This window comes from Paenibacillus zeisoli (assembly GCF_003994465.1).
In the GTDB taxonomy this organism is placed as follows: Bacteria; Bacillota; Bacilli; order Paenibacillales; family Paenibacillaceae; genus Fontibacillus; species Fontibacillus zeisoli.
This window is the reverse complement of record NZ_RZNX01000006.1, coordinates 1-23,952: the sequence shown is the minus strand read 5'-3', so window position 1 is coordinate 23,952 and position 23,952 is coordinate 1. Positions and strand designations below refer to the sequence as shown.

Below are 23,952 nucleotides of genomic sequence, written 5' to 3'. Positions count from 1 at the left end.
TTTAACATATGTCATTCGCCCAGAATATGAACCTTTAATTCCTGATGGAACAAAAAAACTCCCTTCAGAACGAATCTTCATCGTTCCAAAAGGAGTCCTACTCTTTACGTCTAAGTTTAATTATCTTTCTCTTGCTCCAGATTCTCTTCCGGCACTGGTATTTTCACAATTTGGCGGATATGAATGCGGGTAATTCTAAGCCGGGTTGCCTCGGCAACCTCAAATACTACCCGGCCCATCTGTACTTTTTTCCCCTTGACCGGAGCCCCCTCCAGTTCCTTGAAGAGCCAGCCACCGATCGAATCGACCTCATCATCCTCAATTTCGATTCCGGTTAAGTCATTCACTTCCTCCAGCAGAATTCTTCCGTCTACCGAATAGCTGCCATCAGGCAGCCGTTCAATCTCCGGACGCTCATCCTCAAATTCATCGTGGAGATCTCCAACGATTTCCTCCAGAATTTCCTCTGCGGTCAGAAGTCCAGCCGTGCCCCCATACTCATCCACAACAAGCGTAAGCTGGGAATGCTTCTTCTGCATAAGTCTCAGCACTTGACTGATCTCCATCGATTCCGGGACATTCAGGATAGGCCTGATCAGCTGCTCCAGATTATTCCCATGTCCGTGTTCAGGCAACAGCAGATCTGTAATGTGGACAAATCCAATGATCTGATCCTTGTCCTCAACAGCCACAGGATATCTGGAGTGCTTGGTCTCACTCACAATTCTCAGGTTCTCTTCCCAAGACAGGTTGGTATACAGACAATCCATATCTGTACGCGGCAGCATAATCTCACGAGCAAGCAGATCCGAGAAATCGAATATATTATCCATCAATTTAATTTCGTCTTTGTCAATTACCCCACTCTTCGCACTCTGATTCATCAGAATCCGAATTTCTTCTTCGGAGTGGGCGGCCTCCGCTTCACTCGCAGGCTCAATCCCTGCAAGTCTAAGCATACCGTTAGCGGCCGAATTCAGGAGCCAGATGACCGGCATAAAGATTTTATAGAAGTACAGCAGAGGAGCCGACAACCACAGGGTGGTCGATTCTGTTTTCTGGATTGCCAGTGATTTAGGAGCAAGTTCTCCAAGAACGATATGTAAGAACGTAATAATACAGAATCCAAGCGCAACAGATACCGTAGTGATTAAAGTGCCATCTGTGATACCCATTTTATACATAAGGGGTTCAATAAGTAATTCCGATATGGCCGGCTCCCCTACCCAGCCGAGTCCAAGCGAAGCCAGTGTGATGCCGAGTTGGGTAGCTGACAGGTAAGCATCCAGTCTTTGGTTAACCTTCAGTGCAAATCCGGCACGTCGGTTCCCTTCGCTAACCAGCTGTGTCAAGCGCGATTGACGCATCTTTACCAGCGAGAATTCAGCTGCAACAAACACTCCGTTTAAGAAAACCAGAATAAACACCAGCAGCAAATTTAAGAATAGTTTCCCTACTTCAATATCTGAGTGCAACACCAACGCCCCGTTTCTATAATGTGATCGCTGAGCGCGATTTGAAATCAATGTCTTTATAATACATATCCTTCACAAGCAAATTCGGACCACAGCACCCCGCAGCATCGCAGTAACAATTCACCGTCTTGTTGAGCGGATGGGTATGAAGCCACTTGTTAAAGATCTGATCAAGACTCTCTGTATCCACATTGCCAAACGAAGGAATGGCTGCGAAGTCTGTCACGAATACCTCTCCTGTGAACATGTTTACATTGACACGATTTCTCCCATCCGGATCATTCCGGACAGTAACCATCGGCTCATCTCTTAAGCGCTGAATCAATTTTTGTTCCGTCTCGCTTGGGCTGCATGCGAAGAATGGGAGCGTTCCGAACAGCATCCATGTGTCCGGATCTCGTGCATCCAGCAGCGACTCCACGGACATGCAGATGTCCTCCAAAGACAATAAAGGGAGTCCCTCGGCAAAATCAGCCGCATACATAGGATGCACCTCATGTCTTTTACAGCCCATTTCCAGAATCATCCGGTGAATCTCTGGTAATTTGCGGTAAGTGCGGTAATTGATCATCGTCTCGGCCGAGACGAACATTCCCGCCTGACTGAGCCTGATTGAGTTCTCCATCATGGTCTCATACATCCGCTCAGCCACTTCCCGTTTCACGGAATGCCCACTGCGGGCAAAGCCAATTTCATGGAAGTCATCTGCACTCGTATAATTGAACGAAATATGCATGACGTCCAGATAAGGAAGCAATTTCTCGTAACGCTCATAATCCAAGGTCAGATTCGAATTAATCTGGGACTTGATCCCCCGTTCTTTGGCATAACGAAGCAGCGGAATAATCTTCTCGTCTACTGTCTGCTTGCGGAAGGTAGGCTCCCCGCCAGTAATACTGATCGTCTTCAGATGCTCTACTTCATCCAGCCTCTTCAGTACAAGAGACAATGGAATCTGCTCCGGTTCCACCATGACAAGGCTGTCTCCAACCGCACAGTGCTCGCATCGCATGTTACAAAGATTCGTGATTGTCATCTCTACACTCGTAAGCACGTGTCGTCCGTGCTGCCGAAGGGATGCAATCGGATCCCAAGGATCATTACCCGGATGAATGACATTCTGAGGATCTAGTGGAAAATTAGCTATACTCATGATTTACACACCTTATTTCTTTTATTAACCGCATTCTCAATTTTCTTAATCTTCATCATATCATGATCTTGTCAAGTGCGCACGGCACCCACAGCACAAAGCCCGTCCACAAAGGACGGGCTCAGCTCCGTGACTATGTAATTAAACATACGCAAGTTCCGGTTCGGTGCCTTCCACATAGGTAATTACGACAGATAGTTTGACGGCCAGGTTGACCTCATAGGGTACCTTAAGCATTTCGCCTTCAGGCCCCGAGAACACCCGAATCACCGGCCGCTGTGGAACCTCGTGATTGATTCTCACGACAACTCCCTGCTCCCCTGTACTAAGGCCCACGGTAATTCCAAGCGGATAGATCGCCACGTGATCCCGGAATACCTCCAGTTTCTCTTTCTCATACAATGTTCCGCAGCCCGCATACAGCATTTCTGTAGCTTGATGAGGAAGCAGTGCAGATCGATATATCCGGTGGGTGGTCATGGCATCATACGAATCAGCAATAGCAATCCAGCGCGCATATTCGTGGATCTCATTCTCTCTAATCCCTCTAGGGTATCCGCTGCCATTGATCCGCTCGTGGTGCTGCAGGGCACAATGGGCCGCAACCAGGGGAACTCCAGGCTCATCCTTAAGCAACTTGAATCCGATCTCGGTATGCAGCTTCATTTGATCGAACTCATAATCCGTCAGTTGATCCGGCTTCATTAGAATGGACGACGGAATCTTCGTCTTGCCGATATCATGCAGCAGTGCACCCAATCCAAGCACAGAAAGCGCGTCATTATTGTAGCCGTGAACCTTTCCAAGCAATAAGGTGTAGACGCAGACGTTCAAGGAATGGCGATATAGATAATGATCTGTGCTGTTGATATTCATCATCATAATCATAACGTCTTCCCTGGAGGACAAATCCGACAATATTGATTCCACCACTTTAAGGAAAGACTTGCCGAGGAACGGGTAGACCCTCCCTTTTACCGAAGATTCCGTAATCTTGCGAAAATTCGTACGGATCTCCTGCATAGCCCGGCGCCGGGTTTCCTCAGAAATCATCTCAGGGATCTCCACGTCTTCAGTCAGACGGTCTGCAATATAGACTTGATTCAGGCCGAGTTCTTTCAAGCGCCGAATAAGGCTGTCGTTAAGTTCGGCATTTTCCGAGAGGAGAATGAGCCCTTCATCGTTGTAAATTTTTTTGGCCAGCTTCATTCCCGGCTGGAGCGAGGTAACAGATATTAGCCGCAAGTGGGTCACTCCGTCTCTTAAGCAATTTTACTCAGTTGTCAGACCCCTTGCTCCCGTATTGGGGGAGTACCGATAGACCAACCGATTAACGCATAATAAAAATCCAGAATACTGCCGCAAGTACAAAGCGATAGTAAGCAAAGTGTCTTAATTTAATTTTTTGCAGAAGCTTAAGGAAGGCCACAACCACAATATAAGCTACTACAAAGGAAACGATGAATCCGAGGATAAAGTATCCCAGGGTGCTTCCGGTAATATATTTGTAGGAATCAAGCAGTTCATATCCAGACGCAGCACACATCATCGGAATTGCGATCAGGAAAGAGAAGTCCGCAGCCGCTTTATAGCTTGCTCCGCTCAGCATACCTCCGGCAATGGTCGAACCTGATCTTGAGAATCCCGGCCATAGAATAGAAATACATTGATAGAATCCGATTAGCAGAGCCTGACCGTAGGACAGATGGTCGATCTCTTTGGCAGTTACGCGGGCTTTGTTGTTCCCGAACCACTCGGCAAAGATCATGAACACACCGCCGACTACCAGCGCCCAAAGGACTGTACTTGTACTGAACAATTCCTTAATCTGGTGGCGGAATATAAATCCGACAGCAAGGCCTGGAAGACAGCCGAGGATGACATGGACCAGATTAAGCTTGCGTGTTGGAACCTGCGTCTTGAAGAGCTGCTTATCTTTCTTCAGTCCAAACAGATTCAAGATACGCTCACGATACACAATGGCGATAGCCAGAATAGCACCAAGCTGAATAATGATCTCGAAGGTCTTCATCTCCGGAGACTGGTCGTTATACCCCATCAGCTTAGCCGAAAGAATCATGTGTCCTGTAGAGGAGACCGGAATAAATTCGGTTAGTCCTTCAACGATACCTAAAATAATTGCCACAATTAAACTCATAACATCCTCCTAATTATATCGGGTGAAGCTCGTTATTATTTTACCTCACCCTGAATTGTTACCCATCTCTTATAAAAACTGCTGTCCACTGCTCCCGGCTCCTGAAGCTCTGTCCGAAGTAAATCCCTGATGAATTCCGGCAGCATATATACCTTATCCGTTCCCTGTGTCAGCCGCTCGTAGCCAATCCCGAACGTGAACATATCCAGAGTGCCTACCACATATTCTTGTTCAGGCTCTATCGGAACCCCGGCCAGATTCGCTTGGACGATTCTATGATAAGGCTTTGCTGCTGGATTGTACAAGACTTCAAGACCATCAACGCATAAATTCCCAAGTACCTTTCCACGAAACCCGTAGCCATAAATAACTTTTTCTGAGATTTCAGGAAGAAGCGACTGCTCAAGGCTGTACAGAATATGCTCGCCACGCAGACGCATCCGGCAGGGGTTAATCGGTGAAGGACAGCGTGCGTGCAGCATGCCTGCGCTAATCTCACCTGCAGGAAGACTATCCAAGAGTTGTCCAGAATTCACTAGAGAGAGCTCCCCACCCGTAAATCTCCTGACCGCCTGAGCCAGCAGGTTCCCGAGCGGGGACTCCCCGGTATACTCAATGCGCAGCTCCTGTGTCGTTATGGCCACCGTTTGCATCAGTCTCTCCTTGGCATGCCGGCCATGAATTTCAATGGCTTCGCTAACCTCTGAGTTCTCTATGCCCGGTTGCACAGGCAAACAGCAGCCTGACAAGAGCCGCAGATTCCCGCTATGAGAGTCTTGAGCCAAGTTAATCTTGCCAAGATAATGACCAAATTTCTCCGCGCAGGCAAGATAGGTTTCTCTGATCCTTAGCGGCTCTTCGAGCAGATGATGGGTATGCCCGCCAAGAATTAGATCCAGGCCATCCACCTTCTCTGCCAGCTCTTTATCCGTATGAATGCCAAGGTGTGATAGCAGCACGATGTAATCCGTCTGTGGCTTCAATATCTCCACTTGTTCAGCGATTTCAGCTGCTGCATCAAGCACATCCCATCCAAGCAGCCTGTAAAATTCAGCATAAGGGGCTGTCGCTCCAATAACTCCAATCTTAAAACCTGCCTTATGTAGAACCGTATGCTTCTTCATCCATACCGGAGCCTGCCCGGTATCCCGCTCTCTAATATTACAGCACACTACCGGGCAAGTCAGACCTGCATAGGCCTGTGCGAGCAGTTCTGGTGTAAAGGTCAGCCCTTCATTATTACCAATCGTCACCGCATCGTAACCCATTAGATTAAGCACGTCCACATTGGCTTGTCCCATTGAACCTTCGGTTTCTACAGCCATTCGGTCCATATGATCCCCAATATCGAACAGTAGGAATTCTCCTTCACCTTTACGTTCCTCATTGATCATGGAGGATATCCGGGCCATAACGCCAAAATGACTATGTAAATCGTTAGTGTGGAGTATCGTCAACTTGTTCTGATTCGATTCCGGCGGCATGAACGCCCCTCCTTTTTCCTAATCTGGCTTGTAACCTTACTTCCCTATATCTATGATATATTAAAAGAGTTTAGAAAGCATTCCGAGGTGATAAATCATGCAATTAACCGTAAAACTATTCGCCGGTCTTGTTGACCGAATAGGTTCTTCCGTGATCGAGTTTGAACTCTCAGGAGAATCACCAACCACTTCCGATCTGAAACAACAGCTGGCTGATACCTACCCTTCAGCCGAAGATCTTATTGCCGTCTCCTTCGTAGCCGTCAATCAAGAATATGCGACTCCTCATCAGCCTATTACGGCCGAGGATGAGATTGCCCTGATTCCACCTGTATCTGGTGGTGATGGCCAGGAGCCGAATGAAACTTATCGTTCCCAAGATGGGCAGTATGTTATTACACGGCACCCTCTATCTGTGGATGAGGTGACTTCTAAAGTAATCAATGCTAACCACGGGGCAACCCTGTCCTTTGTAGGAACCACACGTGAGATGACAGGTGCCCAGCGGACCGTCCACCTCGAATATGAAGCCTATATTCCTATGGCACTATCTGGCCTTCAGACTATTGGAACGGAAATTCTGGAGAGATGGCCGGATACGAAATGTGCGATCAGTCACCGGATCGGTCATGTGGATATCGCAGAGACCAGTGTGATCATCGCCGTATCTTCTCCGCACAGGGACATTTGCTATGAGGCCAGCCGATATGCAATTGAGCGTCTGAAGCAGGTTGTCCCGATCTGGAAAAAGGAAGTCTGGGAAGATGGGTCCGAGTGGAAAGGTCATCAACAGGGACCATGGAATCCCACTCTCCCCCTATAGACACCTATCAGGGTGTCTTTAAGCCTATTAAAATTATTGTCAGTCCAAATATTTCCTGCTAAAATGAATAACAAATAGCAAATTAGGTCGAATGAGGGGGAAATTTATGCGTCGCCACGTGATGGAGCTGGCTCCAGGTGATCGGATAGAGAATGATATTTTTAATAACAACGGGGTATTTGTCCTGAAGAAAGGCACGATACTTACCGATGAATCGATCGTAAAGCTCGTACAGCATAGCATTGACTATGTCGATGTTGAACTGTCTGTCGCCGAAGAACCTCCACTGAGAAATATAGAGAAGATGGAGCTTCAGTTCAATGACGCCATTGATGCCTTTGAGAGTATTTTTCTGGAATCGCTAACAACCGGCAAATTCGACGAGAACGATGTGGATGACCTTCTAAACCCGTTATTGCGCGATCTCACCTCTCAAAAGGATGTCGTCTCCCTTCTTCTACTGCTTGATAAGAAAGACAACTATACATACAACCATTCCATGCAAGTAGGTATGCTGTCTTACTATATTGCCCTCTGGTTAGACTATCCACATGAAATGGCATACAAAGCAGGCAAAGCCGGATTCCTGCACGATATCGGCAAGAGCATGATTTCTCCAGAGATCCTGAACAAACCGGGCAAGCTCACCCCGGAAGAATATGAAGAAATTAAACGCCACACCATTTATGGATCTGAGATTATACGTAATTCCACCAAAGACGAAATATCCGCACTCGTAGCCCTTCAGCACCATGAACGCGAAGACGGCACTGGGTATCCAAATGGCCTGACCAGTTCAGAGATCCACCCTTTTGCCAAAATCACTGCGATTGCAGACGTCTACAGCGCCATGACCTCTAACCGGGTATATCAGAACAAGCAGGAACTTATCACAGTACTGCATGAACTCTACAGACTTAGCTTTGGCAAATTCAGCGCTGAGCCGACCCAAGCTTTCATCCGCCATATGCTGCCTAACTTTATCGGCAAGCGTGTACGTCTCTCCTCCGGAGAACTGGGCTCCATCGTTATGACTAATCCTTCCGATTTCTTCCGTCCACTCGTGAAGACGGATACTAGATTCGCGGATCTCTCACGCGAGATGAATATTGATATTCAGGAAGTATTCATGGAGTAGTACTTGCTAAACGTATTGAAAGAGTATCCACATGGATACTCTTTTTCATTTGGGCTGCTGATAGCTCAACATGGGCCGATATACAAATATAGGTAATTATTTTATAATAAAATCTAAATTTTGGTTTAATCATGCTTTCCGAAAGAAGGGATGTAATTAGTGGAAATTATTAAGCTCTGTCTCTATTTAATGGGCAGCTTAGGTATGTTATTATTAATTTCTCATGATATTACAGCTAAGAGGTCCAATAAAACTACCTACCTTTCCAAGAACACTGTTCTTCTTGCCCTGCTCCTAATTTGCTATATTTTTGTTTCTATAAGTTCAATAACTGACATTATTTCTTATTTTAATCGTTAAGGACTCCAATTCTAATACAAATCCTCCTTAGTTCCTCCCTAACAAAAACGTGCCCGACTGGCTTAATCACGCAAGCGTGAAAGTCAGTTCGGACACGTTTTATAATTTAATCTCAGGTTGTAAAGACCTATTAATAAGGCTTAACCAATTGAACCTTCCATTTCGAACTTGATCAGACGGTTCATTTCCACCGCATATTCCATCGGCAGTTCTTTGGTGAACGGCTCAATGAAGCCCATAACGATCATCTGAGTCGCTTCAGCCTCAGTCAGACCACGGCTCATCAGGTAGAAGAGCTGCTCTTCCGAAACCTTCGATACGGTCGCCTCATGCTCAAGGACAATGTTATCATTCATAATTTCGTTATAAGGAATTGTATCCGAAGTGGATTCGTTATCCAGGATCAGTGTATCACACTTGATATTGGATTTAGCCCCCTCAGCTTGGCGTCCAAAGGAAGCCAGACCACGGTAAGTTACTTTACCGCCATGCTTACTGATGGACTTCGAGACAATGGTAGACGTTGTGTCAGGAGCCAGGTGAATCATCTTGGCACCTGCATCCTGGTGCTGGCCTTTACCTGCTACAGCGATCGAGAGCACGCTGCCTTTAGCGCCGCGGCCTTTAAGAACTACGGCAGGGTATTTCATGGTCAGCTTGGAACCAATGTTACCGTCTACCCACTCCATAGTCGCATTCTCTTCAGCTACCGCACGTTTGGTAACCAGGTTATAAATGTTAGGTGCCCAGTTCTGAATCGTGGTGTAACGAACGCGAGCATTCTTCTTACAGATAATTTCTACAACCGCACTATGCAGGGAGTTCGTGCTGTAGATAGGAGCTGTACAGCCTTCTACATAGTGTACGAAGCTGTCTTCGTCTGCAATAATCAACGTACGCTCGAACTGACCCATGTTCTCGGAATTGATACGGAAGTACGCTTGCAGCGGAACTTCACATTTCACACCTTTAGGAACATAGATGAAGCTTCCTCCAGACCATACCGCACTGTTCAGTGCTGCAAACTTGTTGTCAGCTGGCGGGATAACGGTTCCGAAGTATTCACGGAAAATTTCCGGATGCTCGCGAAGAGCCGTATCGGTATCTGTGAAGATAACGCCTTGATCTTCAAGATTCTTCTGCATGCTGTGATAGACTACCTCAGACTCATACTGAGCGGATACACCCGCAAGGAACTTCTGCTCAGCTTCAGGAATACCCAGCTTGTCAAAGGTTTCCTTGATCTCGGAAGGAACTTCCTCCCAAGTCTTACCTTGCTTCTCCGAAGGACGAACATAGTACTGGATATCATTGAAATCAAGATCATCCAGATCTCCGCCCCAACGAGGCATTGGCATTTTCTCGAACTGCTTCAGGGATTTCAGACGGAAGTCCAGCATCCATTCCGGTTCATTTTTGATCTTGGAAATCTCGGTAACGATCTCAGGGGTCAGTCCTTTACCAGACTGAAAAACCGCCTTGTGCTCGTCACGGAAGCCATATTTATACTCTTCCATATCCGGGGCTTTCTTGGCCATTGTAATTACCTCCTATAGGTTTGTAAGCTATATATTAATCGTTGTGGTCGATGCCTTTGCGCAGAGCATTCCATGCAAGTGTGGCACATTTGATACGGGCAGGGAATTTATTCACACCGGACAGGGCTTCCAAATCCTCGTAATCATCAAAGGTAACCTCTTCACCCTTCATGAGCGAAGAGAATTTGTCGGCAAATTCCAAAGCTTCATCAAGCTTCTTCCCCTTAACGGCTTCCGTCATCATGGAAGCTGAAGACATGCTGATGGAGCAGCCTTCACCCGTGAACCGGGCATCTTCTACGATTCCATCTGCAAGTTTAAGCTGCAGCGAGATTCGGTCACCGCAAGTAGGATTGTTGAGGTCCACAGTAACCGTATCGTCATCGAACTTTCCACGGTTACGCGGATTCTTATAATGATCCATTATGACACGCCGGTAGAGATCGTCAAGTTGTGTCATGCGAAATACTCCTTTGTCTGGACTAGAGCCGAGGCCAGTCGGTCTATATCTTGTTCTGTATTATACAAGTACAGACTGGCTCTTGCTGTAGAGCTCACATTCAGCCAACGCATCAGCGGCTGACAGCAGTGGTGACCTGCACGTACGGCGACACCAAATGAGTCCAGTACTGTGGCAACATCATGAGGATGCACATCCAGCAAGTTAAAAGTGACTACGCCGACATGGCGCTCATTGGGGCCATAAATGTTGATCCCGTCAATCTGGGAAAGCCGGTCCATCGCATAAGCAGCCAGCGTTCTTTCGTGGCGCTCGATTTCATCCATCCCAACTTCCTGGAGGAAATCAATTGCGGCAGCTAGGCCAACGGCTCCAGCAATAATTGGAGTGCCTCCTTCAAACCTTGCAGGCACATCCTTCCATGTGGACTCATACAGTCCCACATCGTCAATCATTTCACCGCCAAACTCAATCGGGCTCATGGAGTCAAGCAGCGCTTTTTTGCCGTACAATGCACCGATCCCGGTTGGACCGCACATCTTGTGGCCTGAAAGGGTATAGAAGTCACAACCCAGCTCCTGTACATCCACTTTCAAATGCGGCGTGCTTTGCGCTCCATCCACCACTATAACTGCACCGTGACGGTGCGCAATGTCTGCAATTTGCTTAATGGGATGAACAACTCCCATTACGTTGGAGACATAGGCAATCGCCACGATCTTGGTAGCAGAGGTGATCGTTGCCTCCGCAGCTTCTACGGTCACTGTTCCATCCTGTTCAAGCGGGATGAACTTGAGGGTTGCCCCTGTCCGCAGTGCGAGCTGCTGCCAAGGGATGAAGTTGCTGTGATGCTCCATTTGGGTAATCACAATTTCATCACCTTCGCTTAGAACAGAAGGTCCATAGGATGAAGCTACCAAATTCAGTGCGGTTGTCGTCCCGCGAGTAAACACAATCTCTTCCGGGCGCTTAGCCCCGATGAATTTGGCTACCTTCTCACGAGCACCTTCATAAGCATCGGTTGCACGGCTTCCCAGTGTGTGTACGCCGCGGTGAACATTTGCGTTATCCCATTCATAATAGTGCTTTATCGCATCAATAACAGCACGCGGCTTCTGTGAAGTAGCCGCACTGTCCAGGTATACAAGTGGATGGCCATTGATCTCTTGGTTCAGGATTGGGAACTGTTCCTTGATCCATTGGCTGTTCATTGTCCTAGCTTCCTTTCAACCAAGCTTTGCAGTTGGTTTTGCAGCTGCTCCAAAGGAATATCAGATACAACTGGAGCAAGGAATCCATATATGATCAGGCGCTCGGCCTGGGCTCTTGAAATCCCACGTGACATTAAGTAGTAAATCTGTTCTGCATTTACTTGTCCGACGGAAGCAGCATGACCCGCAGTTACATCGTCTTCGTCAATAAGCAGAATTGGGTTTGCGTCTCCGCGCGCTTTCGGGCTGAGCATCAGTACTTTCTCAGTCTGCTCTCCGTTCGCTTTGGTCGCACCCTTTTCGATTTTGGTGATCCCGTTAATAATCGCTGTTGATTCTTCGCGCATAACCGCACGGGTAATCATCTGACTATCCGAGCTTTTGCCGAAATGAACCGCTTTGGTAGTCAAATTCAGCTTCTGTGAACCTGAACCTACTGCAATCACTTTAGCATCGGAAGTCGAACCATTCCCTCTAAGAACGCTCAGTGTTTCGCTCATGGCGTCTCCGGCGTTCATCTCACCGATGATCCACTCGATGCTGCCGTCATTCTCAACAACTGCACGGCGGTAAGTCAGATCCGTGATTTGTCCGGCCAAGTGATGCACAGATGCGAACTGGACTTTAGAGCCCGCTTTTACAAATACCTCTGCTGCTCCGTTATGAACAATGGCTTGGTTCAGATCACCTGAAATGTAATTATCCACGTAAGTCACACGGCTGTTACTGTCAGCTACAATCAGAACGTGCGGGGTGAAGGAGGCACTTGCATCATCAATCAGGAATACGGCCTGAAGCGGAACTTCAACCTCTACATTCTTAGGCACATACAAGAATACGCCACCGTTCCATAGAGCCGCATGAAGCGCAGTCAGCTGATTCTCTTCAGCTGGAATGGCAGTGAACAGATGCTTCTTAACCAGATCGCCATGCTCACGCACTGCAGTCTCCAGGTCTGTGAAGATCACTCCTTGAGCGGTGAGCTCAGGAGACAGCTTGGTAAATACCACGCCCGAGTTACGCTGCACAATCAAATTGCTGTGCTCATTAATATCAATTAGGCTGGACAGACTTGCAGGAAGCTCTTCAGACGTTTGAGCGCCTTGACGAAGCTTTCCGTAGTTATCCAGTGTCCAACGATCCAATCTTGTTTTCTCCAGTTTAGGCAGTTCAAGTCCTGCTGCTAATTCCAAAGCTTTCGAACGAATCTCGGTTACCCATGCAGGCTCACCGCTCGACTTTGAGAATGCCGCCAAGGCTTCATGATTAACCGGAAGAATGGTTTGTGTAGTCATATGTTCTCCTCCTTCCTGCTTACGCCTCTTGACCAACAGTCTCGTCTTCAATACCCAGCTCTTCTTTAACCCAATCGTAGCCTTCTTTCTCCAGACGCTCTGCAAGCTCAGGGCCGCCGGATTTCACAATACGTCCCTGCATCATAACGTGTACAAAATCAGGGGTAATGTAGTTAAGGAGACGCTGATAGTGGGTAATAATCAAGAAACCGCGGTCTTCACTGCGCATGGTGTTCACACCATTAGCCACAATACGAAGAGCGTCAATATCCAGACCGGAGTCGATTTCATCAAGAACCACAATTTTCGGATCAAGCAGCATCATTTGCAGAATTTCATTCCGTTTCTTCTCACCACCGGAGAAGCCTTCATTCAGATAACGATGGGCAAACTCAGGATTCATTTCGAGTTCCTTCATCTTGCCTTCCATTTGACGAATGAATTTGATAAGGGATAGTTCGTTCCCTTCACCGCGACGTGCGTTGATCGCACTGCGCAGGAAGTCGGAGTTAGTTACACCTGTAATTTCACTTGGATACTGCATAGCCAGAAACAGGCCGGCACGTGCGCGCTCATCCACTTCCATCTCAAGTACATCTTCACCGTTCAAAGTTACATTTCCGTCCGTAACCTCGTATTTAGGATGCCCCATCAAGGCAGAAGCCAATGTACTTTTACCAGTACCGTTCGGGCCCATAATGGCATGAATTTCGCCACCTTTTATGTCAAGGTTAATGCCCTTTAGGATTTCCTTGCCTTCGATTGTTGCTTTCAAGCCTTCAATAGTGAATTGTGTAGCCATGTTTAGTCTGCTCCCTCCATTTAATCAATAAAATAACAGTGTGTTCCACGTATATAGTTAATCGGGACGTCTCCCTCACTGCCTGCGATTATACCATAATGAGTATCTGATTAGAATTATTCTAACTGATTCTCATTGATTCTCATTTCATTTTACCCTACTTCGAAGGGTTTATCAATCTGCCCAAGCTTCCTTATATCGTCGATAAAAGCCTTTTATCCCTGTAAATCAACACTCTTCTTGTCTAATCGATCCCTAAAAAAGGAACAGGCCTGACTGTATTCAGTCAAGCCTGACAATTTACGATCTGCTCGGCAATCGCATAATAGCTCCTGCCTTCTCTGTTCTGCCCCATAAATATGGAGCAGCATCTTCATCTGCCGTCTTATCCGAGATAAGAACGAAGCATCCACATATGCTTCTCAAGCTCACCCTTGAATCCTGTCAGCAGGTCGCTGGTAGCTTCATCTTCAGCTTGATCAGCCAGTTCAATGCCTTCGGAGAAGGATTCCGACAACGTTGCAAAGTCTTCAATCAGATTCTGCACCATTGCATTTGGATCTTCCTTACCTGTTGCTTCTTGAATTGTAGCAAGATCCAGATACTCTTTAAGCGTAGCTGCAGGGCTGCCTTTAATCGCAAGCAGGCGCTCGGCGATCTCATCCATTTTCAACGCAACTTCATTATAAAGCTCTTCGAATTTCACATGCAGCGTGAAGAAGTTGTTTCCTTTAACATACCAGTGGTAATTATGAATCTTTACATACAATACATTTAAGTTAGCTATCTGCTGATTAAGGACTTGTTCCAATCCTGATGTTTTAGTTTTGCTGGTGGATTTTGCATCGGCTTTTGCCATGTTCATTCCCTCACTTTTCATTTCGGAATTAGGATGATGATCATTCCATCGGGACAGGCCCGTGAATGATAGTTATCTTGTCCAGAACGTTACCGCTCCATGACTACATTTTACCCTTTCCAGTCCCGTGCGAAACAACCATCTTCCTTTTAAAAAAAGATACAAAAAGGAGTACTTTTCCGATATACTAACTTAAAGAAATTTGATCCATTTGTTGATTGAATAATGTATCTGCGGAGGTGTTCCACTGATGTCTGAGTATCATCCCCTGTCTCTTGAAGAGGCAGTCGCTTTAGCCAGAACTATTCCAGACCATTTCCGTCAGGATGCAGAATTGTCTGTAGAGGAAATTGGTGATGGTAACTTAAATCTGGTATTTCGGATTACCGATTCCACTAAAGGAAAAGGCCTTATAATCAAGCAAGCTCTTCCATATGCCAAAGTCGTTGGGGAGTCCTGGCCTCTGAGCCTGGACCGTGCAAGAATAGAACGTGAAGCTTTGGAAATTCAGCATTCTCATGTTCCAGACCTTGTGCCAGCCATTTACGCTTACGACAACGAACTGGCTATTACAGTCATGGAAGATTTAAGTGATCATACCATTATGCGCAAAGGGTTAATTGAAGGACAGGAATACCCACACTTTGCTAAACATATCGGTCGATTCATAGCCTCAACTTTATTCTATACTTCTGATCTGGGCATGGATCAGCAGGCCAAGAAAGAACAGCTTGGGCGGTTCATTAATCCCGATTTGTGCAAGATCACAGAAGACCTTATTTTTGAAGACCCTTACCGGGATTCACCTAATAACAACTTCAGTGAAGATATTCGTCCTGATGCCGAAGCGCTTTGGCACGATGATGAGCTGCGGCTGGAGATCGCTCTGCTGCGGGAGAAGTTTCTGACCCATGCGGAAGCTCTGCTTCATGGAGATCTGCATACAGGCAGTATATTTGCGACCCGCGAATCCACGAAAGTTATTGACCCCGAGTTCGCATACTATGGACCCATGGGCTTTGATATCGGGGCTGTCATTGCCAACCTGCTGCTGAATTTCGCTGCCCAGCCAGGATGGAGCAGCAATTCTGAGGAACTCCATGCGCGCCGGCTTCGTCTGCTGACCATGGCCCAAGGAGTATGGAAGCATTTTGAGACTCATTTCCGTGACCTGTGGAACCGTGATCTTGTGGATGTAATGGCGAAGACACCTGGTTATCAGGATATGTATGTTCAGAAAGTCCTCCGGGACGCCATTGGATTTGCAGGGGCCAAAATGATACGCCGTATCGTCGGTCTGTCCCATGTGGCGGATATTGACACGATTCCAGGTGCAGAGCTTCAGCATCAAGCCAAGCTAACTGCTCTGAAAATAGGTAAAGCACTCGTAAAGCGCGGCCGTTTTGCTAGCTCGATTGATGAGATTACAGGCATTGCAAGACAAGCAGCCAAAGAAGAAGAGGTATCGATATGAGCCCAAATAACGATATAACTACTTCCTCATTACAAAATATAGACAATAACGGACCCCTTCTCAGTCTGCGGTGGGCGGAAGATCGGCTGTTCCTTCTGGATCAGCGTCTTCTCCCTGAGCATATTGAGTTTCTTGAACTAACAACACCTGAAGAGATTTGGGATGCTATTGCCTCGATGAAAGTAAGGGGAGCTCCGGCAATTGGAATTTCAGCCGCCTATGGCGTGGTTCTTGCTGCCAGAATATACGATGGAGAACCTTCCGGGTGGCTGGCGCATGTGACCAAGGCTGCCGAGTATTTGGCAACATCAAGACCAACAGCTGTGAACTTGTTCTGGGCGCTGAATAGAATGAAGGACCGAGCTGCGCTCCTCGCCGAGGAACAGCCAGAGATTGAGACCCGTAATTTGGGGCTAATGGCCGAAGCTGTTCTCATCCACCAGGAAGATGAGGAGGTATGTCGTCTGATCGGGGAGCATGCCCTTCCTTTATTTGAAAGCGGAATGGGTGTGCTTACGCACTGTAATGCCGGCGGGCTCGCGACGGCCAAATACGGAACTGCACTGGCTCCTTTTTATCTGGCAAAAGAACGCGGAATTCCACTTAAGGTATTTGCGGATGAGACACGGCCAGTGCTGCAGGGAGCAAGATTAACCGCATTTGAACTTCAACAGGCCGGCATTGATGTTACCCTATTGACCGATAACATGGCTGCAGTAGTCATGTCCAAAGGTTGGATTCAGGCGGTCATTGTAGGTACAGACCGGGTTGCTGCCAACGGCGATGTTGCCAACAAGATCGGTACCTACGGGGTAGCTGTACTTGCCAAAGCTCATGGAATCCCGTTCTATGTAGCTTCGCCTTTATCAACAATAGACTTGTCTACCGCCACGGGTCAGGATATTCCAATTGAAGAGCGGCCTGAGAGTGAAATTACAGAAAGCTTCGGGAAACGCACGGCTCCTGTCGGAGTAAAGGTATTCAACCCTGCCTTTGACGTAACTCCTCATGAGTATGTAACGGCGATCATTACAGAGAAAGGGATTGTGCGTCCCCCTTTCAATACGAATCTTCCAGCTCTCTTTGATAAATAACCGGCTGTTATAAATTGGTACAACGCTGTGTCCGCAAGGACTATGCTCCTTTACAAATTAATGTTATGATTTAAGAAAATGCAGGATATGAAGGGGCCTATGACTAACACGAACCATAACGAGCAGCTTGCCTATTTGTTCAATGTCGATATTTTAATCAAAGATAAATCTAATGCTATGGCCCTTCAAGCTCTAATTCAGCTGCTTAATTCAGGCAATCTTGTGGATTACCGGATTAAGTCAGGTGTCGAACTTGGAGAGATTATTGAAGCAACTCTTAGTGCCAAGAGACAAGCCATGATTTCCAAGGCTTTTCGCCATCCTGCTGAAGAGCTTGCTTCCAAGGCACAGGTCAAGGAAGAACCTAAGGCTCCCGCAGCCAAATCTGCACCTGATTCCGGGAAAGCGAACAGCAATCCCATGGAGAACATGAATGATGCGGCCATTCAATCGTGGATTCAAGACTATGTTACGAACAATAAGCTTGTCCGGCTCTCGATCGAACGGAATCGTGAACGGACCGCGATTCCCTGCCGCATTTTGAACTATGCTCCTGATACAAGGACTCTTAGTGTTTATCACGTGGATGAGAAACAGGTATACACCTTCAGACTCAATGAGATTATTGATTTAGTGGATGCCTAAGAGACCAGATAAGACCAGCTTATAAGAAAGGGCGTTTTTCGGTTTCCTACCGAAGAACGCCCTTTGTTCATTTCTTGTTATTGAAAGCTTCCAAAGCCAACAGCAGCCAGCCTCCAATAAAAGCCACTCCGCCGAAGGGAGTAATGGCCCCCAAGATTTTTATACCAGTAATACTTAATACATACAGACTTCCTGAGAACAGTATAATACCAATGACCATAAGACGCGCAGCCCATTTCAGCTTGGCAGTTTCTCCCCATTGACCTGCTGCCAGAGCGATCAGGATTATACCTATAGCATGGACCATATGGTAATGAACACCTGTCTCATAAGTTGAAGCATGAACTCCGAGTACCTTTTCAAGTGCGTGCGCGCCAAAAGCCCCGATTGCAACTCCTAACAATAACAGTATGGCTCCAATTCCAACATATCTGCGATGCATGACTTATGTTCAGCTCCTCTAAGTTCTATGTGTAATTCCGGACCTACTCAGCTGCTATCTTAACGTATTCTTGGTCCCTTTTGCTACAAAAAGGAATGTATTTCACAAAGTTTCCTTGATTTTTTCTGGATTTTATGAAAAATTAATACGAGATTAAGTTCTATTTCAATCAAAAAAGGAGCATTACTAATGGAATTCAATACAAGCGAAATGAACACTTCACCTGATCCAACTTATAAACATTCTGGACCTGGTATAGCCTCATTTGTAATAAGTCTAGTTGCTTTGATTGCCTATGTAGCAGCCATTGTGACTATTTTGGTCACCACCCGGGATCTGGTCCATAGCGGTCTCCCCATCACCAATGATTTGATTATTAATCACGCCGGATTTTTGGAAGCCGGATTGATTGTGATTGCCGCAATTATTCTCACCCTGGTCGGCTGTATCCTTGGTATAATAGGTCTAGCGCTCAAAAACCGCAAGAAGGTATTTGCCATACTCGGAGTCGTTATATCTGCGCTGCCACCCGCTTTTATGCTAATTCTTGCCCTCATCCGAACTAGCTAAATGCAGGTATAGCGTCCTTAAAGTCAGAAAGTCAGAAAGGTGAATACTATGGGACAAATAAAGATTTTTACAGACAGCACCTCAGATCTCCCACCCGATCTTATAGCCAAATATAGTATTGGAGTAATTCCATTATATGTTGTATTTAATGATCAGAATTTTCGGGATGGTATTGATCTATCGCCGCCAGAACTGTATTCCAAAGTTACTCAGACAGGTAAATTACCTAAGACAGCCGCACCGTCTCCTGCGGATTTCATTTCAGCCTTCTCTCCTTACGTAGAGGCGGGCGATCAAATCATTTACATAAGTCTTTCTTCTGAACTGTCTTCAACGTATCAGAATGCGATTATTGCTTCTGGAGAATTTCCCGAAGGAAGTGTACATGTCTTCGATTCTTTGAATCTGTCTACCGGAATCGGAATTCAGGTTCTCAAAGCCGCTAAAGCAGCTGAATCAGGGCAGTCCGCGGATCAGATCCTGTCACTGCTTGAGAAGATCCGGCCTAATGTGGATACCGAATTCGTGATTGATTCGTTAGAATACTTATATAAAGGCGGCCGGTGCTCAGGTATGCAGAATCTGGTTGGCAGTCTTTTGAAAATCCGCCCAGTTATTAAAGTTCTTCAAGGGAAAATGACACCAGCCTATAAAGTGCGCGGAAGCCGCGATAAGGCCCTCGATCAAATGGTCAATAATGCCCTCTCTAACATGGACAAGATGGACAAGGATACTCTCTTTGTAGTTCATACCCTGGCTGAGCAGGATGCCATCGCAATGAGCCAATTAATTAAAGAACGAACCGGAGTTCGGGAAGTGCTTCTTAGTGATGCCGGATGTGTAATTTGCAGTCACTGCGGACCCAAGACGATTGGAATCATTTATATAACTGAAGAGTAGGATTGATCTAAAAAAGCTCCCTAAAGGCATTACATCTGCCTTAGAGGGAGCTTTTTTTAAATAAACTACTTTATTTTAACAAGCTATCTCCGTCGTTCCTCGAGTGCGCTGCTCCATTCAATCAGTTTGGCCTTGATATCCTGAAGCTTGAATGGCTTTCTGATATAGTCTTCTATTCCACTAGTCAAGCCGAGCTGTATATCATCATAATCAGCCTGTGCCGCCAAAGCGATAATAATCGGCTTATCTCCCTGAGGAACCACCTGACGGATAATTCTTGCGGCTTTAATTCCGTCCATAACTGGCATTTTGATGTCCATAAATATCATGTCGTATCGCTTACGGCTTACTTCTTCTACCACCTCGACGCCGTTATGAGCTACATCCGCAGTGATACCTATCCGTCCAAGCATCTGTACAAAAATTTGCCCATTCACGGGGTGATCTTCGGCAATCAACACTTTCAACTCTTTAAACTGTAACCAATCCTCAGACTCCGGCTCTCCATCAGAAGGCACTATTTTCGCTAAATCTCCTTCGCATGCCTTCTCCTGCAGCGTTAATTCCTCATCATGACTGATCAGTGTGAAACTAAATGTAGATCCGACTCCTTCTTGACTTTCGGCTGAGATCGAACCCCCCATGAGCTCAACCATTCTTTTGCAAATAGCTAGTCCAAGACCGGTTCCCCCATACTTGCGGTTAATCACAGGATGCAGTTGGGAGAAAGTCTGGAATAGTCGATCAATCTTATCCTCAGCGATTCCTATTCCCGTATCTGAAATTCTGAACTCAAGCAGCAAGGATGGGCCAGCAACGGCAGGTATCCGGTGAACTGAGATCGTAATACTGCCTGTGTCCGTAAACTTCAATGCATTGCTTACTAGATTAATCAGGATTTGCCTCAAGCGGGAAGAATCACTTCGAATTGTCCGAGGAATGGCAGGATCAATCCACCATGTTAAGCTTATATTCTTCTCCATGGCAGCCGGTGTAAATAAATCAATCACACTGGTTAAAGAGGCCGAGAGATCAAACCAATCATAATCCAGAGCCATTTTGCCGGCTTCCACTTTACTGAAATCCAGAACGTCATTAAGAATGCCAAGCAGAGCTCGCCCGCTATCGGAGATAATATCCGCATACTCGCGCTGCTCCTCTTGAAGTTGTGTCTCCAGCAGGAGGTCTGTCATACCGATTATTCCATTAAGCGGCGTCCGAATTTCGTGACTCATCATAGCCAAAAATTCTGACTTTGCTCTCGTTGCCCGCTCTGCTGATTCCTTCGCCCTTACGATTTCACGTTCATTCGTTATATCATTAAATACGACCACCACACCAACGATTTGCTCACGGTCATACAAAGGCGTTGCACGGTAATTAACAAGAAAGCTTGAGCCGTCTTTTCTCCAGAATACTTCTTCATTAACGGTACGGGGTCTTCCGTCCCTGAACGTCTGATGAATCAGACATTCATCAACCGGGTATGGGCTTCCGTCACTTCGCGAATGATGAATCAATTGATGATTATCGGTTCCAATAAACTCTGCAATATCATAGCCCAGCATTTGAGATGCGGCCGGATTAACAAAGATTGTTTTACCCTCTTCATCAAGTCCGTATATCCCTTCAGAGACCGAATTTAGGATTAAAGAATGCTGATAGCTGAGCTTCTCAATCTGTTCTATATACCGCTTGCGTTCCGTGATATCTGTAGCAATTCCGTATACGCCCACAATGTGCTGATCTACAATAATAGGAACATTCGTTACATTAAGTTCCACTGGGGTACCGTCCTTATGCAGAATTGTCGTCTCGTAAGATTGAGGTTTCCCTTTCATGGATAATTGGAAATAGTTAACCGTCTTACTCAATTCTGAACTGCTTATAATTTGGCTGAAGTTCATACCCAGTAGTTCTTCCTTACTGTAACCCGATAGAACTTCCAGGTTGGAGTTCAGAGTTACATAGTTGCCTTTGAGATCAAGGGAATACACAGCCGACGGGCTGTATTCGAATAATGATTTATACCGCTGCTGACTCTCCTGCAGGCTTCTTTCACCATTCTTCCGTTCGGTTACATCACGAGATACCGCAACAACCTCAAGGATCTCTCCAGTCATATCATCAAAAGTATACCTTCCCGTGCTTTCAAACCAGATGTACACACCATCCTTACGTCTGATGCGGTAAGTAACCGTATATTCGGAGTGAAATTGCAGCTGAACGGACAAGTAATCTTGTACTACCTTCACGTCCTCAGGATGAAAATAGTCAAAGGCGCTAGTGCCAACAAGCTCTTCCGGTTGGTATCCAAGCAAGGTGATACAAGCAGGGGAGGCATAAGAGTAAGTACTTTTCTCATCCGATTTGTGTTTAGAAATCAGATCAAGCGAGTTCTCAGAGATAAGCCTATACTGCTTCTCGCTCTCTCGGAGTCTCCTTTCCATCTGGTTGCGATCGGTAATATCCTGTACGATCCCGAACATTCTCCGGATTCGGCCTGTTTCATCGAGTTCTATGTCCGTTTGGCTGAACAGAACTTTATCCTTATCTCCAATCCCTATAACCCTGAACTCTAACTCAAAAGATTGAACAGCCTTCGATGAGACAGCTTCTAATGCCTCGGTAATCATTAATTTATCATCGGGATGAATAACCTTCAGCCACTCTTCAAACGGAGAGGAGAATTGACTGAAATCCTGTTCGTAGATTCTTGTGAACTCATTGGAACATGTGAATCTTTGTTGCTGGACGTCCCATTCCCATGAGCCGATATGAGCAATTTTTTGAGCACGGGTAAGACTCTGTTCACTCCGGCGCAAATGCATCTCAGCCTGCATTCTTGGCGTAATATTCCGGGCAATAATTAGCAGCTTGTCTGCTTGAGTACCGGAGTCCTGAACTTTCTGAATACTCGCTTCGACCCATACCTCACTTCCATTCGCATGGCGAAGCCTTCCCGTTAAAATACCCGTAGATGCAATTAGATCCTTGTTCTCCCAAGTCCCCTTATCTGCGAACAGCTCCTTAAGCTGTGTTCCGACCAGCTCCTCAGGTGTGTAGCCAATAACGTTATGAATAGCCGGAGAAATAGATAGACATATCCCTGTTAAAGTAGCAAATGCAATTACATCCTTAGCATCATTAGTAAGCACTTGATATAATTTGTCGGACTCCATTAGACGCCTCTGCATTTCTTTCGTTAAGGTGACATCTTTAAATATAGAATGAACACCCACAACTTCTCCCTCAGCCGTAATCGGCACATAGGTTACATCTAAATCAAGGATTTGACCATCCAACCGGGTGAAATTCAACTCAAAACTGTTCGTCTCCCCTTGCAATGCCTTGTTCAAATAGTAACTTCTTAACGTATCCCCATTATTATTGAACAACCGATGTGCAGGAGTATCTCTGAATCGCTCCAGCGTATACCCGGTCAATCTTTGCGCCGCCGGGTTAGCCTTTATATAGTAACCATTCACATCCAAAACACAAATGGCATCGGGATGATTCTCATAAAGGGACTGATAGGTGCTCCCCTCCACAATCAGCTGCTTTAACAGCTCGTTCTTATGGTCCATCATGGCCGCTTCCTTTCTACGCATGAATATCATTAAATATTTGCGCTAAACAGATAAACGTTAGGTGTGAAATAGACGGGGGGCTATATCTAAGAGACCTGGTGTATTTAATCTTTGGTTCAATCATTCAATTAACAAATTAGTTTAATTCTAACCTATCCCTTTGGAGACTACTAGTGAAGCTCATACCTGAATATTCCAAGAAAGCTCCTATATAAGGAAAAAGAACGTTATGATTGAATCATCATAACGTTCTTTACTCGTTCAAAGCGGGTGATGGGAATCGAACCCACGCTATTAGCTTGGAAGGCTAAAGTTCTACCATTGAACTACACCCGCAAAATTTATGGTCGGGACGACACGATTTGAACATGCGACCCCCTGGTCCCAAACCAGGTGCTCTACCAAGCTGAGCTACGTCCCGTAATACTTACCACTCTACATTAATTACAAAATTACAATCGGGACGACACGATTTGAACAT

The 23,952-nt window shown here is 46.1% G+C and carries 20 protein-coding genes and 2 tRNA genes; 7 read left to right on the top strand and 15 right to left on the bottom strand.

Annotated features, from left to right (window positions below):
• Positions 1–116 precede the first annotated feature (116 nt).
• From EJP77_RS14095 to EJP77_RS14075, 5 genes are all read right to left on the bottom strand, one after another.
• Positions 117–1,475, bottom strand: a complete 1,359-nt coding sequence (locus tag EJP77_RS14095) for a hemolysin family protein (protein WP_127199895.1) — start codon at positions 1,473–1,475, stop codon at positions 117–119.
• Between the two features lie 16 nt (positions 1,476–1,491).
• Positions 1,492–2,628 carry a radical SAM/CxCxxxxC motif protein YfkAB gene (gene yfkAB, locus EJP77_RS14090; RefSeq protein WP_127199894.1) on the bottom strand — a complete coding sequence of 379 codons (1,137 nt, stop codon included), beginning with the start codon at positions 2,626–2,628 and terminating at the stop codon, positions 1,492–1,494.
• A 141-nt stretch (positions 2,629–2,769) separates the two neighbouring features.
• A complete protein-coding gene (locus EJP77_RS14085; RefSeq protein ID WP_246021892.1) occupies positions 2,770–3,873 on the bottom strand; it encodes an HD-GYP domain-containing protein in 1,104 nt (367 codons plus the stop codon).
• Between the two features lie 85 nt (positions 3,874–3,958).
• Positions 3,959–4,786, bottom strand: coding sequence for an undecaprenyl-diphosphate phosphatase (locus EJP77_RS14080; RefSeq protein ID WP_127199893.1), 828 nt, complete (start codon positions 4,784–4,786; stop codon positions 3,959–3,961).
• Positions 4,787–4,821: 35 nt separating this feature from the next.
• Positions 4,822–6,270 carry a bifunctional metallophosphatase/5'-nucleotidase gene (locus tag EJP77_RS14075; protein WP_127199892.1) on the bottom strand — a complete coding sequence of 483 codons (1,449 nt, stop codon included), beginning with the start codon at positions 6,268–6,270 and terminating at the stop codon, positions 4,822–4,824.
• Between the two features lie 97 nt (positions 6,271–6,367).
• Between EJP77_RS14075 and EJP77_RS14070 the strand changes: the two genes are divergently transcribed.
• Both EJP77_RS14070 and EJP77_RS14065 read left to right on the top strand, forming a co-directional pair.
• Positions 6,368–7,093, top strand: coding sequence for a molybdenum cofactor biosynthesis protein (locus EJP77_RS14070; protein ID WP_127199891.1), 726 nt, complete (start codon positions 6,368–6,370; stop codon positions 7,091–7,093).
• A 106-nt stretch (positions 7,094–7,199) separates the two neighbouring features.
• Positions 7,200–8,231, top strand: coding sequence for an HD-GYP domain-containing protein (locus EJP77_RS14065; protein ID WP_127199890.1), 1,032 nt, complete (start codon positions 7,200–7,202; stop codon positions 8,229–8,231).
• Positions 8,232–8,731: 500 nt separating this feature from the next.
• Here EJP77_RS14065 and sufB read toward each other — a convergent pair whose 3' ends face one another.
• From sufB to EJP77_RS14035, 6 genes are all read right to left on the bottom strand, one after another.
• Positions 8,732–10,129, bottom strand: a complete 1,398-nt coding sequence (gene sufB / locus EJP77_RS14060) for a Fe-S cluster assembly protein SufB (protein ID WP_127199889.1) — start codon at positions 10,127–10,129, stop codon at positions 8,732–8,734.
• A gap of 34 nt (positions 10,130–10,163) precedes the next feature.
• Positions 10,164–10,589 (bottom strand): Fe-S cluster assembly sulfur transfer protein SufU, encoded by a 426-nt coding sequence (sufU, locus tag EJP77_RS14055; protein WP_127199888.1) that lies wholly within the window; start codon positions 10,587–10,589, stop codon positions 10,164–10,166.
• Positions 10,586–11,800, bottom strand: a complete 1,215-nt coding sequence (locus tag EJP77_RS14050) for a cysteine desulfurase (RefSeq protein WP_127199887.1) — start codon at positions 11,798–11,800, stop codon at positions 10,586–10,588. Before EJP77_RS14050 ends, sufU begins: the two co-directional genes overlap by 4 nt.
• Entirely contained in the window at positions 11,797–13,095 is a 1,299-nt protein-coding gene (gene sufD, locus EJP77_RS14045) for a Fe-S cluster assembly protein SufD (protein WP_127199886.1), read from the bottom strand. Before sufD ends, EJP77_RS14050 begins: the two co-directional genes overlap by 4 nt.
• A 19-nt stretch (positions 13,096–13,114) precedes the next feature.
• Complete coding sequence (sufC, locus tag EJP77_RS14040; protein ID WP_127199885.1) at positions 13,115–13,897, bottom strand: Fe-S cluster assembly ATPase SufC; 783 nt, start codon at positions 13,895–13,897, stop codon at positions 13,115–13,117.
• 385 nt (positions 13,898–14,282) lie between these two features.
• On the bottom strand, positions 14,283–14,756 hold the full coding sequence (locus EJP77_RS14035) for a Dps family protein (protein WP_127199884.1): 474 nt from the start codon (positions 14,754–14,756) through the stop codon (positions 14,283–14,285).
• A 250-nt stretch (positions 14,757–15,006) separates the two neighbouring features.
• Here EJP77_RS14035 and mtnK point away from each other — a divergent pair, with 250 nt between their 5' ends.
• The 3 genes from mtnK to EJP77_RS14020 all read left to right on the top strand — a co-directional run bounded on the left by mtnK (position 15,007) and on the right by EJP77_RS14020 (position 17,969).
• Entirely contained in the window at positions 15,007–16,230 is a 1,224-nt protein-coding gene (gene mtnK, locus EJP77_RS14030; RefSeq protein ID WP_127199883.1) for an S-methyl-5-thioribose kinase, read from the top strand.
• Positions 16,227–17,324: an S-methyl-5-thioribose-1-phosphate isomerase gene (gene mtnA, locus EJP77_RS14025; RefSeq protein ID WP_127199882.1), complete on the top strand. Its 1,098-nt coding sequence runs from the start codon at positions 16,227–16,229 to the stop codon at positions 17,322–17,324. Before mtnK ends, mtnA begins: the two co-directional genes overlap by 4 nt.
• 99 nt (positions 17,325–17,423) lie before the next feature.
• The gene (locus EJP77_RS14020) at positions 17,424–17,969 is read left to right on the top strand and encodes a hypothetical protein (protein ID WP_185897353.1); all 546 of its coding nucleotides are present in this window, start codon (positions 17,424–17,426) and stop codon (positions 17,967–17,969) included.
• 67 nt (positions 17,970–18,036) lie between these two features.
• Here EJP77_RS14020 and EJP77_RS14015 read toward each other — a convergent pair whose 3' ends face one another.
• The gene (locus EJP77_RS14015) at positions 18,037–18,411 is read right to left on the bottom strand and encodes a DUF423 domain-containing protein (protein WP_127199880.1); all 375 of its coding nucleotides are present in this window, start codon (positions 18,409–18,411) and stop codon (positions 18,037–18,039) included.
• A 189-nt stretch (positions 18,412–18,600) separates the two neighbouring features.
• Here EJP77_RS14015 and EJP77_RS14010 point away from each other — a divergent pair, with 189 nt between their 5' ends.
• Positions 18,601–18,981: a hypothetical protein gene (locus EJP77_RS14010; protein ID WP_127199879.1), complete on the top strand. Its 381-nt coding sequence runs from the start codon at positions 18,601–18,603 to the stop codon at positions 18,979–18,981.
• 48 nt (positions 18,982–19,029) lie between these two features.
• Positions 19,030–19,881, top strand: coding sequence for a DegV family protein (locus EJP77_RS14005; RefSeq protein ID WP_127199878.1), 852 nt, complete (start codon positions 19,030–19,032; stop codon positions 19,879–19,881).
• Positions 19,882–19,964: 83 nt separating this feature from the next.
• On the opposite strand, the gene EJP77_RS14000 is transcribed toward EJP77_RS14005, so the two are convergent.
• From EJP77_RS14000 to EJP77_RS13990, 3 genes are all read right to left on the bottom strand, one after another.
• On the bottom strand, positions 19,965–23,471 hold the full coding sequence (locus tag EJP77_RS14000; protein WP_127199877.1) for a PAS domain S-box protein: 3,507 nt from the start codon (positions 23,469–23,471) through the stop codon (positions 19,965–19,967).
• A gap of 265 nt (positions 23,472–23,736) precedes the next feature.
• Positions 23,737–23,807 (bottom strand) — tRNA-Gly (locus tag EJP77_RS13995).
• Between the two features lie 8 nt (positions 23,808–23,815).
• Positions 23,816–23,892 (bottom strand) — tRNA-Pro (locus tag EJP77_RS13990).
• Positions 23,893–23,952 lie beyond the last annotated feature (60 nt).

Excerpts from the sequence above, each read along its gene's own strand:
- EJP77_RS14010 (WP_127199879.1), top strand. The coding sequence starts at position 18,601 with ATGGAATTCAATACAAGCGAAATGAACACTTCACCTGATCCAACTTAT.
- sufB (WP_127199889.1), bottom strand. The coding sequence starts at position 10,129 with ATGGCCAAGAAAGCCCCGGATATGGAAGAGTATAAATATGGCTTCCGT.
- yfkAB (WP_127199894.1), bottom strand. The coding sequence starts at position 2,628 with ATGAGTATAGCTAATTTTCCACTAGATCCTCAGAATGTCATTCATCCG.
- EJP77_RS14000 (WP_127199877.1), bottom strand. The coding sequence starts at position 23,471 with ATGATGGACCATAAGAACGAGCTGTTAAAGCAGCTGATTGTGGAGGGG.
- EJP77_RS14005 (WP_127199878.1), top strand. The coding sequence starts at position 19,030 with ATGGGACAAATAAAGATTTTTACAGACAGCACCTCAGATCTCCCACCC.
- sufD (WP_127199886.1), bottom strand. The coding sequence starts at position 13,095 with ATGACTACACAAACCATTCTTCCGGTTAATCATGAAGCCTTGGCGGCA.
- sufC (WP_127199885.1), bottom strand. The coding sequence starts at position 13,897 with ATGGCTACACAATTCACTATTGAAGGCTTGAAAGCAACAATCGAAGGC.
- EJP77_RS14065 (WP_127199890.1), top strand. The coding sequence starts at position 7,200 with ATGCGTCGCCACGTGATGGAGCTGGCTCCAGGTGATCGGATAGAGAAT.
- EJP77_RS14080 (WP_127199893.1), bottom strand. The coding sequence starts at position 4,786 with ATGAGTTTAATTGTGGCAATTATTTTAGGTATCGTTGAAGGACTAACC.
- EJP77_RS14075 (WP_127199892.1), bottom strand. The coding sequence starts at position 6,270 with ATGCCGCCGGAATCGAATCAGAACAAGTTGACGATACTCCACACTAAC.
- EJP77_RS14070 (WP_127199891.1), top strand. The coding sequence starts at position 6,368 with ATGCAATTAACCGTAAAACTATTCGCCGGTCTTGTTGACCGAATAGGT.
- mtnK (WP_127199883.1), top strand. The coding sequence starts at position 15,007 with ATGTCTGAGTATCATCCCCTGTCTCTTGAAGAGGCAGTCGCTTTAGCC.
- EJP77_RS14050 (WP_127199887.1), bottom strand. The coding sequence starts at position 11,800 with ATGAACAGCCAATGGATCAAGGAACAGTTCCCAATCCTGAACCAAGAG.
- EJP77_RS14020 (WP_185897353.1), top strand. The coding sequence starts at position 17,424 with ATGACTAACACGAACCATAACGAGCAGCTTGCCTATTTGTTCAATGTC.
- mtnA (WP_127199882.1), top strand. The coding sequence starts at position 16,227 with ATGAGCCCAAATAACGATATAACTACTTCCTCATTACAAAATATAGAC.
- EJP77_RS14035 (WP_127199884.1), bottom strand. The coding sequence starts at position 14,756 with ATGGCAAAAGCCGATGCAAAATCCACCAGCAAAACTAAAACATCAGGA.
- sufU (WP_127199888.1), bottom strand. The coding sequence starts at position 10,589 with ATGACACAACTTGACGATCTCTACCGGCGTGTCATAATGGATCATTAT.
- EJP77_RS14015 (WP_127199880.1), bottom strand. The coding sequence starts at position 18,411 with ATGCATCGCAGATATGTTGGAATTGGAGCCATACTGTTATTGTTAGGA.